Genomic DNA, 20,477 nt, shown 5'->3' on the forward strand with positions numbered 1-20,477 from the left:
GACGCAGCCTTTTGAGTACTTTCGATGCGACCGGCGGCGCCTCGCGCCGCCGGCGCGAGACCACCACGATCACGCCGCAGAGCGCGCCGAACCGCCGCAACACCGAGCTCGCGCTGCTCGCCTTCGCCGTCGTGCTGCCCGTTCTCGCGTACGCGAACGTCGGGCTCGCGATGGACAAGAAGCTGCCCGCCGGGATGCTGGAGTACGGCCTCGGCATGGGGGCGCTCGCGCTCGTCGCGCATCTGGTTATGCGCCGCTTCGCGCCGTACGCCGACCCGCTGCTGCTGCCGCTCGCCACCCTGCTCAACGGGCTCGGGCTGGTGATGATCTGGCGGCTCGACAAAGCCGGGGCACTGCTGCGGAGCAACTTCCCCGCCGCCGCCAACCAGCTGATGTGGTCCGGCATCGGGATCGCGCTGTTCATCGGCGTGATCGTGCTGCTGAAGGACCACCGCATCCTCCAGCGGTACACGTACATCTCGATGGCCGTCGCCCTCGTGCTGCTGGCCGCGCCCGCGTTCTTCCCGTCCCGCAAGGAGGACTACGGGGCGAAGATCTGGATCCACCTGGGCAGCTTCTCGTTCCAGCCCGGTGAGTTCGCCAAGATCATCCTGACGGTCTTCTTCGCCGGCTACCTGATGGTCAAGCGGGACGCCCTCGCCCTCGCCAGCCGCCGGGTGCTGGGCCTCTACCTGCCGCGCGGCCGCGACCTCGGGCCGATCATCGTGGTCTGGCTGCTCTCCATCCTGATCCTCGTCTTCGAGACCGACCTCGGCAGCTCCTTCCTCTTCTTCGGGCTCTTCGTGGTGATGCTCTACGTCGCCACCGAGCGCACCAGCTGGATCGTCTTCGGCCTGCTGATGTCGGTCGGCGGCGCCGCCGTGGTCGCCACCTCCGAGGCGCACGTGAAGACCCGGATCGACGCCTGGCTCGACCCGATGGCCGCCTTCGCCCCGCACCCGCCGGCCGGCTCCACCGAGCAGATCGGCCAGACCCTGATGGCCTTCGGCTCCGGCGGGGTCACCGGCTCCGGCCTCGGCCAGGGCCGCTCCTGGCTGATCCAGTTCGCCGCGAAGAGCGACTTCATCCTCGGCTCCTTCGGCGAGGAGCTCGGCCTGACCGGCATGATGGCGCTCTGCCTGCTCTACGGCCTGATCGTGCAGCGCGGCCTGCGCACCGCCGTCGCGGCCCGCGACCCGTTCGGCAAGCTGCTCGCCGTCGGCCTCTCCTCCGCCTTCGCGCTCCAGGTCTTCGTGGTCGCGGGCGGCGTCACCGGTCTCATCCCGCTGACCGGCATGACGATGCCCTTCCTGGCCCAGGGCGGCTCCTCGGTGGTCGCCAACTGGGCGCTGATCGCCATCCTGCTGAAGATCAGCGACAGCGCCCGCCGCCCGGCCGCCGACCCCGCGCCCGCGCCCACGCTCGCCACCACCTCCGGGGGACCAGACTCGTGAACAAGCCGATCCGCCGGGTCTCGATCTTCTGCCTGGTCCTCATCCTGGCCCTGATGGTCCGCACCAACTGGGTCCAGGGCGTGCAGGCCGACGCCTGGGCGAGCAACAGCCACAACGACCGGAACAAGTACGACCGCTACGCCTACCCGCGCGGCAACATCATCGTGGCGGGCAACCCCGTCACCCGGTCCGACTTCGTCAACGGCCTGCGCTACAAGTACAAGCGCGCCTGGATCGACGGCCCGATGTACGCCCCGGTGACGGGCTTCTCCTCGCAGGCGTACGACACCAGTCAGCTGGAGAAGCTGGAGGACGGCATCCTGGCCGGCACCGACTCCCGGTTGTTCTTCCGCAACACCCTGGACATGCTGACCGGCAAGCAGAAGCAGGGCGGCGACGTCGTCACCACGATCAACCCCAAGGCGCAGAAGGCGGCCTTCGAGGGTCTGGGTGACAAGAAGGGCGCGGCCGTCGCGATCGACCCGGCGACGGGCGCGATCCTGGCGCTGGTCTCCACCCCGTCGTACGACCCGTCCACCTTCGCAGGCGGCTCGGCCGACGACGCCAAGGCCAAGGCGGCGCTGGACGCCGACCCGAACAAGCCGATGCTCAACCGCGCGCTGCGCGAGACGTACCCGCCCGGCTCGACGTTCAAGCTGGTCACGGCGGCGGCGGCGTTCGAGAACGGCCGGTTCCAGAGCATCGACGACGCCACCGACACCCCGGAGCACTACACCCTGCCGGGCACCAGCACCGAGCTGAGGAACTCCAGCAAGGACGAGCCCTGCGCGGGCGCCACCCTGAAGACCGGCATGGACTACTCCTGCAACACCGTCTTCGGCAAGATCGGCGCCGACCTCGGGAAGGACAAGCTGCGGGCCCAGGCCGAGAAGTTCGGCTTCAACAACCAGCAGCTGGACGTGCCGATCCGGGCCACCCCGAGCTACTTCCCGCCGAACTCCGCCCCCGACGGCACCGCGATGGACGCCATCGGCCAGCACGACACCCGGGCCACCCCGCTCCAGATGGCCATGGTCGCCGCGGCGATCGCCAACAACGGCAGCCTGATGCAGCCGTACCTGGTCGACGAAGAGCGTGCGGCGAATCTCACCACCATCTCCAAGCACTCCGCCCACCAGCTCAGCCAGGCCGTCAGCCCCGCCACCGCGCAGAAGCTCCAGCAGCTGATGGAGAGCGTGGTGCAGAGCGGCACCGGCACGAAGGCCCAGATCGACGGGCTGACGGTCGGCGGCAAGACCGGCACCGCCCAGCACGGCCAGGACAACAGCGGGCTCCCGTTCGCCTGGTTCACCTCCTACGCCAAGGGCCCGGACAACCGCTCGGTGGCCGTCGCCGTGGTGGTCGAGGACGGCGCGGCGGAGAGCAACGAGATCAGCGGCGGTGGCATCGCCGCGCCGATCGCCAAGGCCGTGATGGAGTCCGTGCTCAAGTAGAAAGTGCTCCCGCGGGCCCGGTTCGCCGCGCTCTCTTGTCACAATGGGAGCTTCGCGGTCGATACCGGTCTGGTCTCAGCTGGCGGCCCGGCCCGGTCGGCCCAGGTTGGACCGGTAGCGTATCCGCAAGCAGCGGGTGTGCCCGCCGCTGCCCACGGCCCCGGCCGTGGGGCCGACGTCACACGAACCAGCGTGGCGCCGGCAGCGTCCAACAGAGCGTGCGGGGACACCTACGTCACATCCTCACCTGACGGTGGGGGAGAGGGTCGGAACTATGGAAGAGCCTCGTCGCCTCGGCGGCAGGTACGAGCTCGGCGGCGTCCTCGGACGCGGCGGCATGGCCGAGGTCTACCTCGCCCATGACACCCGGCTCGGCCGTTCCGTCGCAGTGAAGACGCTACGGGCCGACATGGCCCGTGACCCGTCGTTCCAGGCCCGCTTCCGCCGTGAGGCACAGTCGGCGGCGTCCCTGAACCACCCCGCGATCGTCGCCGTGTACGACACCGGCGAGGACTACATCGACAACATCTCCATCCCGTACATCGTGATGGAGTACGTCGAGGGCTCGACGCTGCGCGAGCTGCTGCACTCCGGGCGGCGCCTGCTGCCCGAGCGCGCGCTCGAGATGACCATCGGCATCCTCCAGGCCCTGGAGTACTCGCACCGGGCCGGCATCGTGCACCGCGACATCAAGCCCGCGAACGTGATGCTCACCCGCCAGGGCAACGTCAAGGTCATGGACTTCGGCATCGCCCGCGCGATGGGCGACGCCGGCATGACGATGACGCAGACCTCCGCCGTCATCGGCACCGCCCAGTACCTCTCCCCCGAGCAGGCCAAGGGCGAGCAGGTCGACGCGCGCTCCGACATCTACTCCACCGGCTGCCTGCTGTACGAGCTGCTGGCCGTCCGGCCGCCGTTCGTCGGCGACTCCCCGGTCGCGGTGGCGTACCAGCACGTCCGCGAGGACGCCCTGCCGCCGTCCACCTACGACCCCGAGCTGCGGCCCGAGATCGACGCGATCGTGCTCAAGGCGCTCACCAAGGACCGCGACTACCGGTACCAGAGCGCCGACGAGATGCGCGACGACATCGAGCGCTTCCTCGACGGCCTGCCCGTCGCCGCCGCCCAGCAGGCGGCCGCGTACGGCATGGGCGCCCAGGGCTACGGCTACGACCAGCAGGGCTACCCCGCCCAGCACGACCCGTACGGCCAGACCAACCTGCTCCCGCAACAGGGCATGGCCGGGCCGACCACGATGCTCCCGACCGTCGGCGGCCAGCAGCCCGGCTACGGCTACCAGGAGCCCGGCTACGGCGACAACGGCGGCGGCTACGACGACGGCTACGACCGCGGCGGGCGCCGCCAGGAGCCGCCGAAGAAGAACAACACCTCCTGGATCATCCTGGCCGTCGCGGCGGTGCTGGTGCTGGTCGGCGCGTACTTCGTCGTCCAGGCGATCACCAAGCCCGGTGGCGGCGGTGGCGGCAAGGTGTCCGCGCCCTCGCTGGTCGGCCGGACCCTCGCCGATGCGCAGACCACCGCGACCAACCAGAGCGCCAAGCTCAAGGTCGTCCAGGGCGACCCGGCCCAGTGCGCGGACGCGGCCATCAAGAAGGACCAGGTCTGCACCCAGGAACCGAAGGCGAACGTGCAGATCGCCGGTGACGCCACCATCACCGTGCACCTCTCCACCGGCCCGGTCACCACGGCCGTCCCGGACGTGACGAACAAGACCAAGGACGAGGCGACCGCAGCCCTCACCAAGGCCGGGTTCGTCCTCGGGACGACCACCTACCAGGCCAGCGACAACGTGGCGCAGGACTCGGTCATCTCGCAGGACCCGAGCGGCAACGCCGCGCCGAACTCACAGGTCAACCTGGTGCTCTCGTCCGGCCAGGGCAAGGTCACCGTGACCAGCCTGATCGGCCAGCCGCAGGACGCCGCGTCCCAGGCGATCACCGACCTCGGCCTCAACCCGGTGATCAAGACCGTCAGCGTCACCGACCAGAGCAAGGACGGCGTGGTCGTCGACCAGACGCCGAAGAACGGCTCGGTCAAGAAGGGCGGCAACGTCACCCTGACCGTCGGCAAGATGGCCCAGAACGTGACCGTCCCGCCGCTCCAGGGCGTGACCCTCAAGGAGGCCGCCAAGCAGCTGGAGGGCCTCGGCCTGCACTACACGGTCGCCCCGCTCGGCTCGCAGGACCCGAACGCGACGATCATGTACAGCACCCCCGGCCCCGGCTCCCAGGTGCCGCCGGGCAGCAGCGTCACCCTGATCACCCAGGCCCCCAGCAACAAAGGGGGCGGGAACACCCCGTCCGGGCCCGCGTCCCCACCTGCGGGGAACTGAGACCTGACACCCCGGAGGGGGCCGCCACCGCACACCTGTGCGGGGGCGGCCCCCTCCGGCGTTCGCCTCCAGCACGGTTGTGCACAGGCTTGTCCCCAGCCCGTCAACTCCGGGCAAACGCGCCCGGCCACGGCTCCGACCAGCGGATCTACCCCCGGCCCGGCCCACCCCCACCCGGAGTTATCCACAGGCCCGGCCTCAACCAGTCTCAGTCGGCCACCCGGAGCACCAACTTCCCCACCGTGCGCCCGGTTTCACCCAGCTCGTGGGCCTTCGCCGCGTCCTCCAGCGGGAGGACGGCGGCCAGCGTCGGGCGCAGCCGGCCGGTCTCGACCAGCTCGGTGACGGCGAGCAGCGCCCGGCGGTCCGGCTCGACCAGCATGAACCCGGCCCGGATGCCGCGTCCGGCGGCCACCGCCGCGAGCGCGTCCTCGTCCGGATGGGTCAGGCTGACCAGGGTGCCGCCGTCCCGCAGGACTTTGAGCGAGCGCTCGCCGTAGCCCCCACCGACCGGGTCGAGCACCACGTCCACCTCGGCGACGACCGTCTCGAAGTCCACCGCCGTGTAGTCGACCACCTCGTCCGCCCCGAGACCCCGGACGAAGTCGTGCTTGCCCGCGCTCGCCGTCCCGATCACGTACGCTCCGAGCGCCTTGGCGATCTGCACCGCCAGGTGCCCGACCCCGCCCGCCGCCGCGTGCACCAGCACCCGCTGCCCGGGGCGCAGCCCCGCCAGGTCGACCAGCGCCTGCCAGGCCGTCAGTGCGGCCAGCGGCAGGGCCGCCGCCTCGGCGTGGTCGAGCCCGGCCGGCTTGGGCGCGAACTGCCGTGCGGGCGCGGCGACGTACTCCGCATAACCGCCCGGCAGCCGCGGGAAGCCGGGCATGCCGTAGACCTCGTCCCCCGGGGCGAAGAGCCGGACACCCATGCCGACCGCCTCGACCACCCCCGAGACGTCGTACCCGAGCACGAACGGCGGCGTGCTGCCCAACCCGCCCCACAACCGGGTCTTCCAGTCCACCGGGTTGACCCCGGCCGCGTGCACCCGGACCAGGATCTCGGTCGGGCCCGGCACCGGCCGGGCCAACTCCACCGGCCGGAGCACCTCTGGCCCGCCGAACTCGTCCTGGCCGATCGCGCGCATCGTCGCCCCGCCACCTGTCATCGTCACTCTCCTCGTTCCGTGCCTGCCCCACCAGCCTCGCCGCCCCGAAGGGCCCGGACGAGGGGCCCGACGGCCAACGGATGAGAGGATCCGGTCATGCACTCCGAGGCCCCCACGGACCCGCCCCACCGCGTCGTGGTCCTCGCCCTCCCGGGCGTCATACCCTTCGAACTCGGCATCCCGGCCCGGATCTTCGGCAGCGCCTACAGCCCCACCGGGCGCCCGCTGTACGAGATCACCACCTGCAGTCTCGACGGCCGGCCCGTCCGCACCCAGGCCGACTTCACCGTCGCCGTCGAGCAGGACTCCCGCGCGATCGCCACCGCCGACACCCTGGTCGTCCCGCCGACCGGCTACGACGACCCGGTGCTCACCTCCGGCCGCATCCCCGCCGAGCTGGCCGAGGCACTGGCCACCCGCCGTCCGGGCAGCCGCCTGGTGTCGATCTGCACCGCGTCCTTCGCGCTGGCCGCCGCCGGGCTGCTGCACGGCCGCACCGCGACCACGCACTGGTACCACTCACCGCGGTTCGCCCGGCTCTTCCCCGACGTCCGGCTCGACTCCGACGTGCTCTTCGTCGACGACGGCGACATCCTCACCTCCGCCGGAGCCGCCGCCGGGATCGACCTCTGCCTGCACCTCGTCCGCCGCGACCACGGCAGCGAGACGGCCAACGGCGTGGCCCGCCGCTGCGTGGTGCCGCCCTGGCGCGAAGGCGGCCAGGCCCAGTACGTCGACCGCCCGGTGCCCGCCGCCGCCGGGCCGGACACCGCTGCCACCCGCGCGTGGGCCCTCGACCAGCTGCACCGCCCGCTGCCGCTCGCCGAGCTCGCGACCCACGCGGGCATGAGCATCCGCACCTTCAGCCGCCGCTTCCTCGCCGAGACCGGCCGCACCCCCGGCCAGTGGCTCACCTCCCAGCGCGTCGAGCTGGCCCGCGGCCTCCTGGAGTCCACCGACCTCCCGATCGACACCGTCGCCGACCGGGCCGGCTTCGGTAGCGGCTCCACCCTCCGCCAGCACGTCACCACGGCCCTCGGCGTCTCCCCCTCCGCCTACCGCCGCACCTACCGCGCACGGGCCTAGCGCAGCTCGGGCGGGGGTGTCCGGGCCGCGTCCACCGGGTCGACCCGGACCAGGCTGCCCCACACCGCCATCCGGTAGCGCGAGGTGTACACCGGCGTACAGGTCGTCAGGGTGATGTACCGGCCCGGCTCCCGGTACCCGGAGCCGGCGGGGACGGGCGCGATGATGCCGGTGTCGTACTTGGAGGTCTGCGGCAGCGTCGCGTCGACCCGGTAGACGTACCAGCTGTCCCGGGTCTCGACCACGATCGCGTCGCCCTTGGCGACCCGGTCCAGGTCGTGGAACTTCGCGCCGTGCCCGTCCCGGTGCGCGGCGAGGGTGAAGTTGCCGCTCCCGTCCCAGGGCATCGCCGCCGGGTACGGGTCCTGGTAGACACCGGCCACGCCCTCGTTCAGCACGTCCGGGCCGGTGCCCAGCCGGATCAGCGTCTGGTTGCCCCGCCCGAGCGCGGGCACGTGCAGGAAGCCGAGACCGTCCCCGGCCGCGTACACCGGCGGGCCGGGCGCCGGGCGGGCCGCCCCGGGCCCACCGGGGGCGGCCGACGCCGCCGGCGCCGCCCAGCTGTGCCGCAGCGTCTCCCCGGCCCGGCCCGAGCGGCTGTCCGCGAGCACGTCCGTCCACCAGAGCGAGTACGCCACGAAGAGGGCCAGCACCAGCCCGGCCGTGATCAGCAGCTCGCCGACCACCCCGAGCAGCACCGCCGACCGACCGCGCCCAACCGGGGGAGTGCTCCGCACGACCTCCACCATCCGCCCCCGCTCGCTACTGGGTCAGCGCGGCCGGCTGCCCCTGGCTCCTCGGCCGCTCCTCGACCATCTTGCCGAAGACGATCAGTCTGCCCCGGGCACTGAACTCCGGCGTGCATGTCGTGAGCGTGATGTACCGGCCGGGCCCGCTGAACGGCGACCCCTTGGGCACCGCGAGGATCACCGACACGTTCGAGGGAGGCGTCTCCGGGATGCCGCCCGCGACCTCGTACGTGTAGTACGCGGTCGCCGTCTCCACCACGATCCGGTCCCCCGGCACCAACTGCCCGATCTTGCGGAAAGGCTGACCGTGCGTCGTGCGGTGCGCCGCGATCGCGAAGTTGCCCGCCGCATCCGCGGGCATCGCCGTGCCGGTGTAGTGGCCGACCAGGCCCTTGTCGAGCACCTGCTGCTTCTGGGTGCCCTCGGCGATCGGGTAGGTCAGCCCCAGCTTGGGGATGTGCAGGATGGCGAAGCCCTGGCCGGGCTCGAAGGCCGCAGGCTTCGGGGCCGTACTGGGCGCGGTCGAGGGCCCCACCGGCGCGGGCAGGCTCCACTGCTGCTCCAGCCTGCTGCGGGTGCCGTCGGCGGAGGCGTCCGCCTGCACGTTGGTCCACCAGAGCTGGTACGAGACGAAGAGCAGCATCACCACGCCGAGCGTGATCAGCAGCTCCCCGGCGAGCCGGGCCGCCACCACCCGCGGCGCCTCCTTGGCGCGCGGCCTCGACCCGCGCCCACCCGCCCGGCCTGCCGCCCGGCGCCGCCCGCTGCCGGGCCGCAGCGCGACCCGGCCCCGCTGCTGCCGACGCCGCCCGCCGGAGGCAGCGGCCACGACGGGCGGTACGACCCGCAGCTGCATCGTCTGCTCAGCGGCCTCGGGAGCTGCGGGGGCCTGCTCGTACACCCCCCAAGCGCCCGGCTCGGCCTGCGCGCCCCCCTCCGGGCGTACCGCCGTCACCTGCTCAGCCCCGGCCGATCACCGGTGCGAGCCCGGCCGACCGGGCGACGGCCCCCGGGTGGCCGCACTCCGCCAGCCAGTTGGCGAGCATCCGGTGCCCGCCCTCGGTGAGCACCGACTCGGGGTGGAACTGGACGCCCTCGACGGGCAGCTCGCGGTGCCGCAGCCCCATCACGACCCCGCTCTCCGTCCGGGCCGTCACCACCAGCTCGGCGGGCACGGTGGCCGGGTCGACGGCCAGCGAGTGGTAGCGGGTGGCGATCAGCGGCGAGGGCAGGCCCTCGAAGACCCCGCCGTCCTCGTGCGTGACCTCGGAGGTCTTGCCGTGCAACAGCTCGGGCGCGCGGCCGACCACCGCGCCGTACGCCACCGCGATCGACTGCAGCCCCAGGCAGACGCCGAACACCGGCAGGCCGAGCGCCGCGCAGTGGTGCACCATCTCGATGCAGACCCCGGCCTCCTCGGGCGCCCCGGGGCCGGGCGAGAGCAGCACCCCGTCGAAGCCGCCCTCGGCCGTCCGCCGCACGGCGTGCTCGACCGTCACCTCGTCGTTGCGCACCACCTCGCAGGTGGCGCCCAGCTGGTAGAGGTACTGGACGAGGTTGAAGACGAAGCTGTCGTAGTTGTCGACCACGAGGATGCGGGGCGAGCTGTCGACGGAGGTCATTCGCGTGCTACTTCCTGGAGTACGGGGCCCGGTCATCCGGCGCCGCCCTGGTCCACCGTGACGTCACCGAAGGGCAGCAGCGGCTCCGCCCACGGGAAGACGTACGTGAACAGGACGTAGACCGCCCCGGCAGCGAGCACCAGCGCGAGGATCGACCGGACGAGGGTGTTCCCCGGCAGGTGCCGCCAGATCCAGCCGTACATGGTGCTCCTAGGGGTTCAGGTCGGGGTCAAGACTAGACCGCCGCCCCCTCCCGGCAGGCGGGTATCGCCGCTATCAACCACCGGTTGCCGCGTGCAGGTCCGTGGTGCCCGAGTAGCCCGGTACGGTCAGGTCGGTGCTCTCCTGCACCTTCCAGCCGAGCCCGTACGCCGCGACGTACTGCAGGTAGTTGCGGATCGTCGGGTCGTTGTCGACGGCCGAGCGCAGCCCCACCGTCTTCCCGACCGCCTTGATGACGTACGGCGGTGAGTAGACCCGGCCCTGGAGCAGCAGCGTGTTGCCGACGCAGCGCACGGCGCTGGTGGAGATCAGCCGCTGGTCCATCACCTGGATGCCCTCGGCCCCGCCACGCCAGAGCGCGTTGACCACGGCCTGGATGTCCTGCTGGTGGATGACCAGGTCGTTGACGCCCGGCTCGGGCACCCCCGGGATGCGGGCGGTGGCACCGGTGGGGGCGTCGTCGAGCGTGACGGTCAGCCCGGGGCCCTGGAGCGCCTGCAACCCGGCGGCCTGCTGGAGGGCGCCGAGCTGGGCGGTGTCGGCGGGGCTCTGGCCCTGCTGTTTGGCGAGGCTGTCCGCGCGGTCCTGCAGATCGGCCAGCTGCGCCTGGTCCTGCTGGTTCTGGGCGCTGCGCTGGCGTATCACGTCACTGAGGTGAAGCAGGGTGTTGTCGGTGCGCAGATCGGTGCCCTTGGCGGTCTGCGCGCTGATGTAGAAGAGCAGACCGGCGAGCGCGAAGACGGTGCAGGTCAGGGCACGTCCGACAATTCGGGTGCCGAAGCGGCGCCCGGGGCCGGGGTTCGGAGGAATCATGAAATTAGGCACCGTACCCTTATCTCCTTCAGACCCGGCGAGCCACTACGCTAACGGACGCCGGTGGCATGTGCGGAGCGCCCTGCTCGAAGTCCCCAGGTCCGCCTGGGTCCTCGGGTCGGTCGCCCCCGACTCTGAACCGGCCCCCACAGCCGCCCGGCCCGCTGCACCCTGCGCGGTCACAGCGCATCGACAGGAGAACCCCTCGTGCCGAAGTCTCGACTCCGCAAGAAGTCCGACTACACACCGCCCACCGCCTCGACGACGACCGCGGTGAAGATCAGCTCCGGCCGCAGCTGGGTCGCCCCGCTGATGCTGGCGCTGTTCCTGGTCGGCCTGGTGTGGATCGTCACCTATTACGTGACCAGCGGCACCTGGCCCATCCAGAGCTGGGGCAACTGGAACATCCTGGCCGGCTTCGGCTTCATCGCGGCGGGCTTCGGCGTCTCCACCCAGTGGAAGTAAGCGCCTCCTGACGTACCCCGGCACCGCCCCCCGGTAGCGAGGGGCGGTGCTTCGGCCTGTCCGGGCTCGCCTGCGGTGCCGCGCGTCTCATGTGTTTATCCACACGGTTATCCACAGTGGGGAAAAGTCCCCCGAGCCTGTGGATAACTTTTCCGCCGAACGGCGGTGCCGAAGCCCTCGGACAGCAGAAAACCCGAGCTGGACGCGCGTAGCGCAACTTCTCCCCAGGGGGTCGCGAACCGGCCCGCGCACACCCCTGTGCACACTGTGGACAACCCCCGGGCACCCCCGGGCACCCCCGGGCGCAACTAGCCGAGCCGGGCGGTCTCCGTCACCATCAACAGCACCGCGACGCCCAGCACCGCGGCCACCGTCAACCCCTGTACGAGGTTCCGGCGCGCCCGAGGGGCGTACATCAGCCCCACCGCGGTGACAGTGCCCGCCACCAGCCCGCCCAGGTGCGCACGCCAGTCGATCAGCGGCACCGAGAAGGTGATCACCATGTTGAAGACCAGCAGCGCGATCACCGGCCCGAGCGGCGTCCGGGTCACCCGGAACAGCACCGCCGTCGCCCCCAGCAGCCCGAAGATCGCCCCCGAGGCGCCGACCGAGTACAGGAAGCCGCCGGTGACGAGATAGGCGAGCGCGTTGCCCGCCACCCCGGAGACGACGTACAGCGCCAGGTACCGCAATCGACCGAGCACCCGCTCCAGCTGCGGGCCCAGCACCCACAGCGACACCATGTTCATCCCCACGTGCAGCAGGCCGCCGTGCACGAAGACCGCCGACACCAGCCGGTACCACTCCTGCGGCCCGGCCGCGACGCCCTGCGCCGGGAAGCCGAACCGCCCCGGGATGCTGTACATCCCCAGCAGTTGCTGCCACTCCGGCCGGACGTACTGGGTCAGCACGAAGACCACCAGGTTGATCCCGATCAGGATCTTGGTGGCCAGCGCCGGGTCACCCGTGGGCTGCCCGCCGAACCGCGTCAGGGCCGGCCGGCTCTGCTGGTGACCGCCCTGCACGCACTCCGGGCACTGGAAGCCCACCGAGGCGCTGACCATGCAGTCCGGGCAGATCGGCCGCCCGCAGCGGGCACAGCCGATTCCCGTCTCCCGCTCCGGGTGCCGGTAGCAGCCGGGCAGCGCGGGCGCCCCCTCGGCCTTCGGGGCGGTCGGCTCGTCCGGAAGCATCCGAGGGTCCCTCCTCATGAACTCGTCCCGCCTCATGACTCGTCCCGGCGGCGCCACCGTCTCCGGGGCACGGCCGGGACCGCCAAGGCTACCGCCGAGTCACTCCCGTGCGGTCAGCTGCGGGAGATCTCCACCGACTCGATCACGACCGCGGCCGTCGGCCGGTCCCGGCCGTCCGTCTCGCTGCCCACGATGTCCGCCACGACCTGCTGGCTCGCCAGACCGCTGACCTCGCCGAAGATGGTGTGCTTGCGGGTCAGCCAGGGCGTCGCCGCGACCGTCACGAAGAACTGCGACCCGTTGGTGCCGGGCCCGGAGTTGGCCATCGCCAGCAGGTACGGCCGGTTGAACGCCAGGTCGGGGTGGAACTCGTCCGCGAACTCGTACCCCGGGCCACCGGTGCCGTTGCCCAGCGGGTCACCGCCCTGGATCATGAAGTCCTTGATCACCCGGTGGAACACGGTGCCGTCGTACAGGCGCCCGCTGCTCTTCTCCCCGGTGTTCGGGTCGACCCACTCACGGGCCCCCTCCGCCAGCTCGACGAAGTTCCGGACCGTCTTCGGCGCGTGGTTCGGGAAGAGCTCGACGACGATGTCGCCGCGATTGGTCTTCAGGGTGGCGTACAGCTTCTGGGCCACGGTGTGCCTTCCCGTCATTCCTTGCTACCGGTGTCACGGACGCCGTCGATCATCCCATGATCCGCCCGGCGCCCCCGTACCCCAGCCGCACCACCAGCCGCACCACCCGCGTACGGCCCAACCCGACGCGCCGACGAACAGATAGGCATGCATGATCTCCAAACAGGTGGAAAGGTGCATAAAGGATGCCGTGCAGACAGGGCGCCACCGAGGAGGAGAAGCTCGTGACCCGTTTGGACTCAGCTCGTGAGACGGCCGACCGGACGAGGGAGACCCTCGCCCCCTACGCCGCCAGCGCCAAGGACACCGCCGCGCAACTCGCGCACGAGGCCCGGCAGCGGCTGACCCCGGCCGTCGAGGCTCTCGGCCCGAAGGCCCGCAGCGGCGCCGCCGGGGCCGCCCAGACCGCCCGCCTCCAGTACACCAAGCACCTGGCCCCGCAGCTGGAGCACGCCTTCGCCAGCCTCCCGCCGCACACCCAGCAGAACACCCTCAAGGCCGTCCACCGGGCCCAGGAGGCCGCGCTCGCCGCCAAGATCTCGGCCGGCCGGGCCGCCGACCAGGCCAAGGTCACCGTCGTCCCCAAGGTCACCGAGGCCGTCAGCGGGGCCCGCGCCGCGATCACCCCCGTGGCCCAGCAGGCGCACCAGCGCGGCAGCGCCGCGATCACCGCCCTGCACGGCAACGTCAGCGCCGCCGAGATCAGCGAGCTGGCCGCGAAGAACGCCCGCAAGGACCACCGCAGCGGCGTCGTCACCGGCCTCGCCGTGGCCGGCACCATGGCCATCGGCGCCGGGCTGCTCGCCTGGCAGTGGTGGCGCCACCAGAGCAGCCCCGAGTGGCTGGTCGAACCCCCGGCCACCGTCGGCTCCACCGCAGGCCACAGCACCCCGGAGGCCACCATGAACGGCTCGGTCGCACCGACCACCGCCACCACCCCGCAGCCGGACCCGAAGCCCGAGCGCCCCAAGCCGCACGACCCCCGCAAGCCGCACTGACGACACCATCAACAACACGACGAACGCCCCGGGCCGTGATCGGCCCGGGGCGTTCGTGCACGTGGAGCTTAGGAGACTCGAACTCCTGACATCTGCCTTGCAAAGGCAGCGCTCTACCAACTGAGCTAAAGCCCCGTGCGGTTTGCTGCGCACAAGCGTACCTGCTCCCACGCACATTCCGTGAGCAGGTTTCGCTCCGCAGCTCCGCAGCGCCGCATTACGCGTCTGCGGAAGGGCCTGCCCCGGCCGACTGGCCGGAGCAGACCCGGCGGGCCGCCGCGTACGGCGCCCGAAAGATCGTCCGATGCCTCAGCGGGCAGCGGGGACCGGGTCGGTCGCCTCGGTCCACAGGTCCTGCTCGGCACGGTCGGCCTGGACCTGACGGTAGACAAAGAAGCCGCCGAGGGCGACCAGGGCGACCAGGAGAAGCTTCTTCACCGCGGGACCTCGTCCTTCTTGCTTGCGTGGAGCGGACTCAGCGGGGCTCTTGCCGGGTAGGCAGAGACCACCTCGCGAGTCCTCGGGTGTACGAGCACGAACCAGCGGCCCGGGTGGCAGACCGCCTTGCGGCCGATGATACACACCGGTGTCCGCTCACCGGGCGGCCGCCGCCACCACCAACCGCCCGATCGGCACACAGGATTGACGCCACGCCGCCTGCCTCACCCGCGCGGCAGCCGCACCGTCGCCCTCCCACCGGCCAGGTCGACCACCGTCCGCGGCGGGGCACCGTCCCCCTCCTCGTCCCGCAGCATCAGCGTCGTCTGCCGCTCGTCCAACTCGTGCTGCTTCCCCGGGGCGAACTGCGCCTGCAACTGCTCGAACCCGGTCGCCGACAGCTGCCCCTCCCGTCCCGTCCCCCGCCACGGCACCCACCGCGCCCGACCGGCCCGCAACACGAGCTGATCGACCACGGCGAGCGCCACCAGCGCACAGACCAGACCCGGAAGGCTCATCGCCCAGAACAACGCCATGCCCCCACCCTACGAACCCGGGCACCCCCGTCAACGGTGCCAACGCCACCGCCTGCCCCGCCGCACGTCCTCCCCCAACTCGCACAGCCGCACGCTCATCGCCCCCACCAGCATCCGGTCGGCCACCAACATCCCCTCGCACGGCCCAAGCCGCCGCCCGACCTCCCCCGCGAGCACCCGCCGCTCCACCTCGGCCACCAACCGCTCGACATCGAGCTCCAGCTACGCCCCACCGGAGCCCTCCACATCGAGCAGGTACCGCCGCACCTGCCGGGCCACCTCACTGGTCTGCAGCAGCATCGCCACGTTGAGCACCGCCCGCCGGGAGAACAGCGCGAGCGAGCGGTGCCGCCCGCGCATGCCACTGACTTGCTTGAAGCAAGTCAGTGGCTCGCCCGTCAGCACCCGGTACCCGTTCCCGGCCAGCTCCGCCCGGTGGTCGACCACCAGGGCGTACAGCGTGCCGGCCGGGACCTCGAAGAAGTCCGCCACCATCCGCGTGGTGGCGTAGACCTGGTCCGGCAGCATCGCCAGCACCTTGACCTTGTCGAGCACGTCCGTGCGCTCGATCAGCCGCTGACGGTAGGTCGGGGACTCGAAGATGACAGCTTCCATCGACATGGGGGTACGCCTCCGCGATCGGAGTGGACTGTGGACCGCCCGATCACCCAGGGCGCGCGGGGCTGGAACATCCGCCAGCAGGAGCAGAGGTCGCGCTACGTCCACAGATCCAATGACCGGTACTGTCGCCCGGCCATCCCCAAGATTCACAGCAGTTTCGAGTCGTCCACCCCAAGATGCCTCTGCGCACCAACCCCAACGACCGAACCCCGCCGACGGTTACGCATCCGGGTGATCCAGCTCACGCACGGAGCTCCGCCGCCGGGCAAAACGAAACGCCCCGGATGGAGTTCCATCCGGGGCGTTTCCGCAGGTGGGCCTAACAGGACTTGAACCTGTGGCCTCTTCCTTATCAGGGACGGGCAAAAACGCAGGTCACAGTGCCTCCCCAACTCGCCAGCTCAAGAGGCTTCTACCCCAGCCGACCCCGCTCAACCCCGCTCAACCCCGCCCGCCATCACCGATCACGGTGCTGATTTTGGATGGATTTTGGATGAGCGGCAGAGCTACGCCACCGCTCGCAGCCTGGGCCGATGCACCACATCTCCCCGCAGAGCCGCGAGTACCTGGCCGGCCACATCAGCCGCAGCATGGGTGTAGAGCCATGTGACCGCCCCCGCCCGCTCGTGGCCGAGCACCTCCTGGACGATCACCTCAGGGACGCCGAGCGCGGCCAACCGCGAGGCAAAGGCGTGCCGCTGGTCATGGAAGTCGGGCCAGTAGTCGGTGCGGGTCTTGCCGTCGGGAAGCTTTCTCACCGTCTTCCGCATCACGCCGGCCTGCTCGATTGCGTCGATCCAGTTCCGGCGGAAGGCGGACCGACGGAGCGGGGCCCACCCCGTCGCGCCGGTCTTCCGGTTCTTCCGGTTCCGCCCGTGGAACACGAGCTCCTCCGGGCACATGCCATCTGCCTCCGGGTCGCTCAGCCGGGTCGACGGCTGCTCGGCCGCCATGTGCGCTCGCAGGACCCGAACTGCCAGGGGTGTGAGGGGCACCGTTCGCATGCCCGCGTCGCTCTTCGGGTAGACCTTGCGCCGCAGCGTCCCGCGAACTTCAGTGAGCACCTCCCGCACCTGGATGCGCGCACCATCGAGGTCGACCCAGCATGCCCTCAGCCCAACCAGTTCGCCCCATCGGAGGCCGGTTTCCTGCGCCACGATCTGCATGGCGGCGTGGTAGCGCGGAAGCTGCCTACGGACCCTCCGCAGTTGCTCGTAGGACGGAGGCCGGCGGTCCTCCGGGTGTTCCTTCTTGATCCGTGGCAGCTTCACCTGGTGCGCCGGGTTGGTGGTGATCCGCTTGTCGAGGACGGCGATGTCCATCATCTTGTCGAGCACCTGGAACGCCTTGATCACGGATGCTGGGGCGAGCGGCCCGTCAATCTCGTTGACCCAGGTCTGGATATCGACCCAGCCGATATCGCAGAGCTTCCAGGTGCCGAACCTCGGCTTCACCCAGTTCCGCCACATCCGCTCGTCGCGGTCCTTGGTGGAGTCCTCCCCCTTCTGGAGACCCCACCAGGTCTCGAACCACTTCACCAGGGTGATCTCGCCGCGGCGAGGGTCGAGCCAGCGGCGCTCACGGATCTCGGTGCGGATCTTCTCGAGCTCGGCGATGGCCTCATCTTCGGTCTGGAAGGTCTTAGACAGGGGCTCGCCACCAGGGCTGGTGTAGCGGAGCTGCCAGGTGCCGATGCAGTCCTTACGGGCGCGAATCTTCGTGCCGAACTTCTCGCGGCACCGTGCGCACCCGCACTTCATGCTCGGGAGTTGCCTCGGGTTGTTGGTGGATTTACGCCCCACGGAGCACCTGCCGGTGGTCGTCGCGTCGCCCGGCATGCTGGGCTGCAATCAGTGCGGGCGGCAGGGTGATGGTGTCCCCGCAGAAGCAGAGTGCACCGTCGGAGACGGGCTCGGCATCGAGGTCAGAGAGGATCGCACTGATTTCGGCCATCGCGACGCCAGGCTCCGCGTCCTTGCGAACGATGATCGAGACGCCGTCCGCGTCGTAGTACACCAGTTCGAACGCAAGGTCGGCTTGCACCACACGAATGCACACAGACTTCCCCCCAAGGATCAGCACAACGACAGGGATCTCTCGTGTGCCGCAGCTGGAGGAGGAGGACTGCGACTCGCCAACGACCGTACCGCGCGACATGGCATATGCACAGTGCGTTAGTGGAAAGGTGAATGATCAACACAAGTTCGAGACACGACCACCTGGGCCGCCAACCCTCATGATGCGCGAGTGACCCGCGCAAGAGCCTCGGCCTGCTGGATGAGCGCACGCTGCGACGACACTGGCAACCCTCGGTAGAGCTTGAGGAGCTTCTTCTCCCGCTCCTCGTCAAGCTCCGCCGGCGCCCGCCGACCCGCTGCCGTGAACACCTCAGCCACCGTCACCGGAAGCACCGCGGCGAGACCCCGAAGCCGCTCCGGGTCGATACGGCCGTCGCCACCCCGTGTCCGTCGGACCCATGCATTGAGGGTCGGCAGCGGGATACCCGTCTCCTTCGCGAGCCAGGTCTGGCTACGACCGAGATCTGCGAGGGCGCGCGTGATCAGCGCTGCGAGATCCTCGCCGGGAGCGTCGTCGCCAGTCACGTCTGCTGTCACGTGTAGAAGCATCGCCCGGCCCTGCATACATGTGCAAGCCGGTCCCAGCACCGTGGCCGACAAGCACCACAGAGCTTTAGGTGCCGTTAAGGAAGCAGGCCGCCCACCGTGCGACCCCCTCCGGCACCGACAGGCACTCTTGACGCATCTCTACATCTACATGTAGAACAGAGACATGACGAAGGCACCCCACCCAGGGGGCCGGAACCAGCCACAGAAGGACGCCCAATGCGACGACGGAACAACGGAGAACAGCTCCGATCCGCCATGCGGGCAGTCGGCCTGACGATCCCTCGCCTGGCCGAGGCCACGCGCAACGCCGATCCGCTCGGCGTCGGCATATCGCCGAGTTTGATCGGCTTCCTGGTCAGCACCGGCAAGAGCGGGCGCAACGAGTGCAGCGACCGTACGGCAGAGCTGATCTCGCTTGCCCTCGACGTACCGATCGATGAGCTGTTCCTCGGTGGTCTCTCCGTGGTCGCAGACTCTACATCTACATCGAGAGACGAGATGCAGGCTACGCCGCCCACCACCGGACCTGAGCCGCTCATGACGGCTCAGGAGCTCCTCCGATACCTGCGCAAGAGCGCGAACTGGCTCGACATCGAGATCCGGGAGCGCCGGATTGAGCCGATCTACGTCGGCCGGTCCCGCCGGTTCGACCGGCTCCAGGTGCTCTCCGAGCTCAAGGCAGCAGCCACCGTTCGCGCTGCCTGATCGACCCCAGACATGGGTCGGGCCGCCCCTAGATGCGACCCCAGGGACGACCCCGGCCCACCGAGCAACACCCTCTACAGATGAAGGAGGCAGGCCGCTATGCAGCCTACCCGCTTGATCAACCCCCAGCTCGGGCCCGTGCTCGCGCTCACCGCACTTCTCACCGAGCACCAGCTGCCGCCCATCACCTGGTCCATCACCGACCACGGCACCCTGCGCGGCGACATCACCGGCTCCAACTCCCGGCCCGTGCTGGCCATGTACACCGCCGTCCTCGGCGGGGATGCCGACCCGCTCCTCCGCTACACGTTCAGGGGCGCCGCCCGGGTGGGCGAGACCGTTCACGCCGTCTGGCAGGACATCCGGGTCACGATCATCGCGACGTCGGACGCGAGCGCCTACCCCGAGCTGGCCGCGCCGCAGGCGGTGGCCGCGTGATCTGGGTCCTCTACATGGCCGTCATCTGGGCCGTCCTCTTCATCCTCGCCGCCCGCGACGAGATCGCGGATGCCTGGCGCACCCACCACATCCGCCGAGCACGCAAGGAGATCACCCGATGAGCACGTCCAACCCCGTCGCCCGCCGGGCGACGATCCTCATCACCAGCCACCTCGGCGAGCACACCGCCGCCGCCGTGGTCGAGGCCCTCGACCGTGCGGGGATGCTCGCCCGGCCGACCGAGCGCGTCGGCGGCCCGTACCCGATCAGTCTGCGGCGTACCGGCCTCGGCGTCGAACTCGACCACCACTCGCTGATGAGCGCCCTCCTCATCCAGTACGTCACCAGCCTCGCCGAGGACCCGAGCGGAGTCCTCGCGGAGGCGGAGGCCATCACGGCCGCATCCGGGCCGGAGCGCGACGCGCTCATCGAGACCCTCCTCGACTCGCTCGGCGGGACGACTCAGGCGCTCGGCGCGACCGCCGCGAAGCGGCTGGCAGAGCGGATCACCGCGCTGGCCGGCCCCGTCTTCCCGGAGCACACCAAGCGGCAGGCCAGCTGATGGCTGACCTCGACGCCTTGCAGTCCCAGGTCGAGCAGTTGGAGGCCGAGCGCGACAGCCTCCAGGACCAGCTCGACACCACGGCCGAGGAACTCGCTGCCGCGAACCAGCAGCTCGACACCTTGAAGCAGCTCGCCGACAGCGCCCGCGACCTCGTGCGCGCCGCCGCCCAGGTGCTGGAGAGGGGCGACTTCTGATGGCCCATCTCCGCTACCTGCTCGCCCTGCGCCTGCGCCGTTGTGAGTGGCCGTGGCCCGCCCTGGAGCTCGCCGTCGGCGACGGCCCCGGCTGGCTGCTCTGCCCCCTCTCCCTCGACTTCCTGCTGAAGGACTGAC

26 protein-coding genes and 1 tRNA gene are annotated in these 20,477 nt (G+C 70.6%); 12 read left to right on the forward strand and 15 right to left on the reverse strand.

The genetic code is table 11. The annotated features are described in order from the left end of the window. Positions 1 to 11: 11 nt before the first annotated feature. The 3 genes from ACR68M_RS15775 to pknB all read left to right on the forward strand — a co-directional run bounded on the left by ACR68M_RS15775 (position 12) and on the right by pknB (position 5,264). On the forward strand, positions 12 to 1,454 hold the full coding sequence (locus tag ACR68M_RS15775; protein WP_441251130.1) for an FtsW/RodA/SpoVE family cell cycle protein: 1,443 nt from the start codon (positions 12 to 14) through the stop codon (positions 1,452 to 1,454). After that, positions 1,451 to 2,908, forward strand: a complete 1,458-nt coding sequence (locus tag ACR68M_RS15780) for a peptidoglycan D,D-transpeptidase FtsI family protein (RefSeq protein ID WP_441251131.1) — start codon at positions 1,451 to 1,453, stop codon at positions 2,906 to 2,908. The genes ACR68M_RS15775 and ACR68M_RS15780 overlap by 4 nt, the downstream gene beginning before the upstream one ends. A gap of 274 nt (positions 2,909 to 3,182) precedes the next feature. Next, the gene (pknB, locus tag ACR68M_RS15785) at positions 3,183 to 5,264 is read left to right on the forward strand and encodes a Stk1 family PASTA domain-containing Ser/Thr kinase (protein ID WP_441251132.1); all 2,082 of its coding nucleotides are present in this window, start codon (positions 3,183 to 3,185) and stop codon (positions 5,262 to 5,264) included. 208 nt (positions 5,265 to 5,472) lie between these two features. Here the strand turns inward: pknB and ACR68M_RS15790 are convergent, their stop codons facing one another. Next, complete coding sequence (locus ACR68M_RS15790) at positions 5,473 to 6,429, reverse strand: NADP-dependent oxidoreductase (protein ID WP_441251133.1); 957 nt, start codon at positions 6,427 to 6,429, stop codon at positions 5,473 to 5,475. A 96-nt stretch (positions 6,430 to 6,525) separates the two neighbouring features. On the opposite strand from ACR68M_RS15790, the gene ACR68M_RS15795 reads away from it, so the two are divergent. Then, complete coding sequence (locus ACR68M_RS15795; protein ID WP_441251134.1) at positions 6,526 to 7,515, forward strand: GlxA family transcriptional regulator; 990 nt, start codon at positions 6,526 to 6,528, stop codon at positions 7,513 to 7,515. Here ACR68M_RS15795 and ACR68M_RS15800 read toward each other — a convergent pair. The 5 genes from ACR68M_RS15800 to ACR68M_RS15820 form a co-directional block, all read right to left on the reverse strand. Beyond that, positions 7,512 to 8,252 (reverse strand): class E sortase, encoded by a 741-nt coding sequence (locus ACR68M_RS15800; RefSeq protein WP_441251135.1) that lies wholly within the window; start codon positions 8,250 to 8,252, stop codon positions 7,512 to 7,514. The genes ACR68M_RS15795 and ACR68M_RS15800 overlap by 4 nt on opposite strands. A 25-nt stretch (positions 8,253 to 8,277) precedes the next feature. Beyond that, on the reverse strand, positions 8,278 to 9,219 hold the full coding sequence (locus tag ACR68M_RS15805; RefSeq protein WP_441251136.1) for a class E sortase: 942 nt from the start codon (positions 9,217 to 9,219) through the stop codon (positions 8,278 to 8,280). A gap of 4 nt (positions 9,220 to 9,223) precedes the next feature. Then, positions 9,224 to 9,886, reverse strand: a complete 663-nt coding sequence (locus tag ACR68M_RS15810) for an aminodeoxychorismate/anthranilate synthase component II (RefSeq protein WP_441251137.1) — start codon at positions 9,884 to 9,886, stop codon at positions 9,224 to 9,226. Between the two features lie 32 nt (positions 9,887 to 9,918). Next, positions 9,919 to 10,089 (reverse strand): hypothetical protein, encoded by a 171-nt coding sequence (locus ACR68M_RS15815; RefSeq protein WP_441251138.1) that lies wholly within the window; start codon positions 10,087 to 10,089, stop codon positions 9,919 to 9,921. Positions 10,090 to 10,162: 73 nt separating this feature from the next. Then, positions 10,163 to 10,921: a DUF881 domain-containing protein gene (locus ACR68M_RS15820; RefSeq protein WP_441251139.1), complete on the reverse strand. Its 759-nt coding sequence runs from the start codon at positions 10,919 to 10,921 to the stop codon at positions 10,163 to 10,165. 207 nt (positions 10,922 to 11,128) lie between these two features. On the opposite strand from ACR68M_RS15820, the gene crgA reads away from it, so the two are divergent. Further along, complete coding sequence (gene crgA / locus ACR68M_RS15825) at positions 11,129 to 11,386, forward strand: cell division protein CrgA (RefSeq protein WP_441251140.1); 258 nt, start codon at positions 11,129 to 11,131, stop codon at positions 11,384 to 11,386. A 308-nt stretch (positions 11,387 to 11,694) separates the two neighbouring features. On the opposite strand, the gene ACR68M_RS15830 is transcribed toward crgA, so the two are convergent. Both ACR68M_RS15830 and ACR68M_RS15835 read right to left on the reverse strand, forming a co-directional pair. After that, on the reverse strand, positions 11,695 to 12,579 hold the full coding sequence (locus ACR68M_RS15830; RefSeq protein WP_441251141.1) for a rhomboid family intramembrane serine protease: 885 nt from the start codon (positions 12,577 to 12,579) through the stop codon (positions 11,695 to 11,697). Positions 12,580 to 12,692: 113 nt separating this feature from the next. Next, the gene (locus tag ACR68M_RS15835; RefSeq protein ID WP_441251142.1) at positions 12,693 to 13,217 is read right to left on the reverse strand and encodes a peptidylprolyl isomerase; all 525 of its coding nucleotides are present in this window, start codon (positions 13,215 to 13,217) and stop codon (positions 12,693 to 12,695) included. A 224-nt stretch (positions 13,218 to 13,441) separates the two neighbouring features. Here ACR68M_RS15835 and ACR68M_RS15840 point away from each other — a divergent pair, with 224 nt between their 5' ends. Beyond that, positions 13,442 to 14,215, forward strand: coding sequence for a DUF5324 family protein (locus tag ACR68M_RS15840; protein ID WP_441251143.1), 774 nt, complete (start codon positions 13,442 to 13,444; stop codon positions 14,213 to 14,215). 62 nt (positions 14,216 to 14,277) lie between these two features. On the opposite strand, the gene ACR68M_RS15845 is transcribed toward ACR68M_RS15840, so the two are convergent. The 7 genes from ACR68M_RS15845 to ACR68M_RS15875 all read right to left on the reverse strand — a co-directional run bounded on the left by ACR68M_RS15845 (position 14,278) and on the right by ACR68M_RS15875 (position 18,425). Further along, a tRNA-Ala gene (locus ACR68M_RS15845) sits at positions 14,278 to 14,350 on the reverse strand. 174 nt (positions 14,351 to 14,524) lie between these two features. Further along, positions 14,525 to 14,653, reverse strand: coding sequence for a DLW-39 family protein (locus ACR68M_RS15850; RefSeq protein ID WP_441251144.1), 129 nt, complete (start codon positions 14,651 to 14,653; stop codon positions 14,525 to 14,527). A gap of 224 nt (positions 14,654 to 14,877) precedes the next feature. Further along, positions 14,878 to 15,189, reverse strand: a complete 312-nt coding sequence (locus tag ACR68M_RS15855) for a DUF6191 domain-containing protein (RefSeq protein WP_441251145.1) — start codon at positions 15,187 to 15,189, stop codon at positions 14,878 to 14,880. A 222-nt stretch (positions 15,190 to 15,411) separates the two neighbouring features. Further along, entirely contained in the window at positions 15,412 to 15,804 is a 393-nt protein-coding gene (locus ACR68M_RS15860; protein WP_441251146.1) for a hypothetical protein, read from the reverse strand. Positions 15,805 to 16,316: 512 nt separating this feature from the next. Further along, positions 16,317 to 17,612 (reverse strand): tyrosine-type recombinase/integrase, encoded by a 1,296-nt coding sequence (locus tag ACR68M_RS15865; protein ID WP_441251147.1) that lies wholly within the window; start codon positions 17,610 to 17,612, stop codon positions 16,317 to 16,319. Beyond that, positions 17,602 to 17,853, reverse strand: a complete 252-nt coding sequence (locus ACR68M_RS15870; RefSeq protein ID WP_441251148.1) for a hypothetical protein — start codon at positions 17,851 to 17,853, stop codon at positions 17,602 to 17,604. The genes ACR68M_RS15865 and ACR68M_RS15870 overlap by 11 nt, the downstream gene beginning before the upstream one ends. Positions 17,854 to 18,044: 191 nt before the next feature. Further along, entirely contained in the window at positions 18,045 to 18,425 is a 381-nt protein-coding gene (locus ACR68M_RS15875) for a helix-turn-helix domain-containing protein (protein ID WP_441251149.1), read from the reverse strand. 228 nt (positions 18,426 to 18,653) lie between these two features. Here ACR68M_RS15875 and ACR68M_RS15880 point away from each other — a divergent pair, with 228 nt between their 5' ends. The 6 genes from ACR68M_RS15880 to ACR68M_RS15905 all read left to right on the forward strand — a co-directional run bounded on the left by ACR68M_RS15880 (position 18,654) and on the right by ACR68M_RS15905 (position 20,476). Further along, complete coding sequence (locus tag ACR68M_RS15880; protein ID WP_441251150.1) at positions 18,654 to 19,142, forward strand: helix-turn-helix domain-containing protein; 489 nt, start codon at positions 18,654 to 18,656, stop codon at positions 19,140 to 19,142. A 99-nt stretch (positions 19,143 to 19,241) separates the two neighbouring features. Further along, positions 19,242 to 19,580 carry a hypothetical protein gene (locus ACR68M_RS15885; RefSeq protein WP_441251151.1) on the forward strand — a complete coding sequence of 113 codons (339 nt, stop codon included), beginning with the start codon at positions 19,242 to 19,244 and terminating at the stop codon, positions 19,578 to 19,580. Next, positions 19,577 to 19,702, forward strand: coding sequence for a hypothetical protein (locus ACR68M_RS15890; RefSeq protein ID WP_441251152.1), 126 nt, complete (start codon positions 19,577 to 19,579; stop codon positions 19,700 to 19,702). The genes ACR68M_RS15885 and ACR68M_RS15890 overlap by 4 nt, the downstream gene beginning before the upstream one ends. Beyond that, complete coding sequence (locus tag ACR68M_RS15895; protein ID WP_441251153.1) at positions 19,699 to 20,142, forward strand: hypothetical protein; 444 nt, start codon at positions 19,699 to 19,701, stop codon at positions 20,140 to 20,142. Before ACR68M_RS15890 ends, ACR68M_RS15895 begins: the two co-directional genes overlap by 4 nt. Beyond that, positions 20,142 to 20,339: a hypothetical protein gene (locus tag ACR68M_RS15900; RefSeq protein WP_441251154.1), complete on the forward strand. Its 198-nt coding sequence runs from the start codon at positions 20,142 to 20,144 to the stop codon at positions 20,337 to 20,339. Before ACR68M_RS15895 ends, ACR68M_RS15900 begins: the two co-directional genes overlap by 1 nt. Then, positions 20,339 to 20,476, forward strand: coding sequence for a hypothetical protein (locus tag ACR68M_RS15905; RefSeq protein ID WP_441251155.1), 138 nt, complete (start codon positions 20,339 to 20,341; stop codon positions 20,474 to 20,476). Before ACR68M_RS15900 ends, ACR68M_RS15905 begins: the two co-directional genes overlap by 1 nt. Position 20,477 lies beyond the last annotated feature (1 nt).

The organism is Kitasatospora sp. McL0602, assembly GCF_052076145.1.
Lineage (GTDB): Bacteria > Actinomycetota > Actinomycetes > Streptomycetales > Streptomycetaceae > Kitasatospora.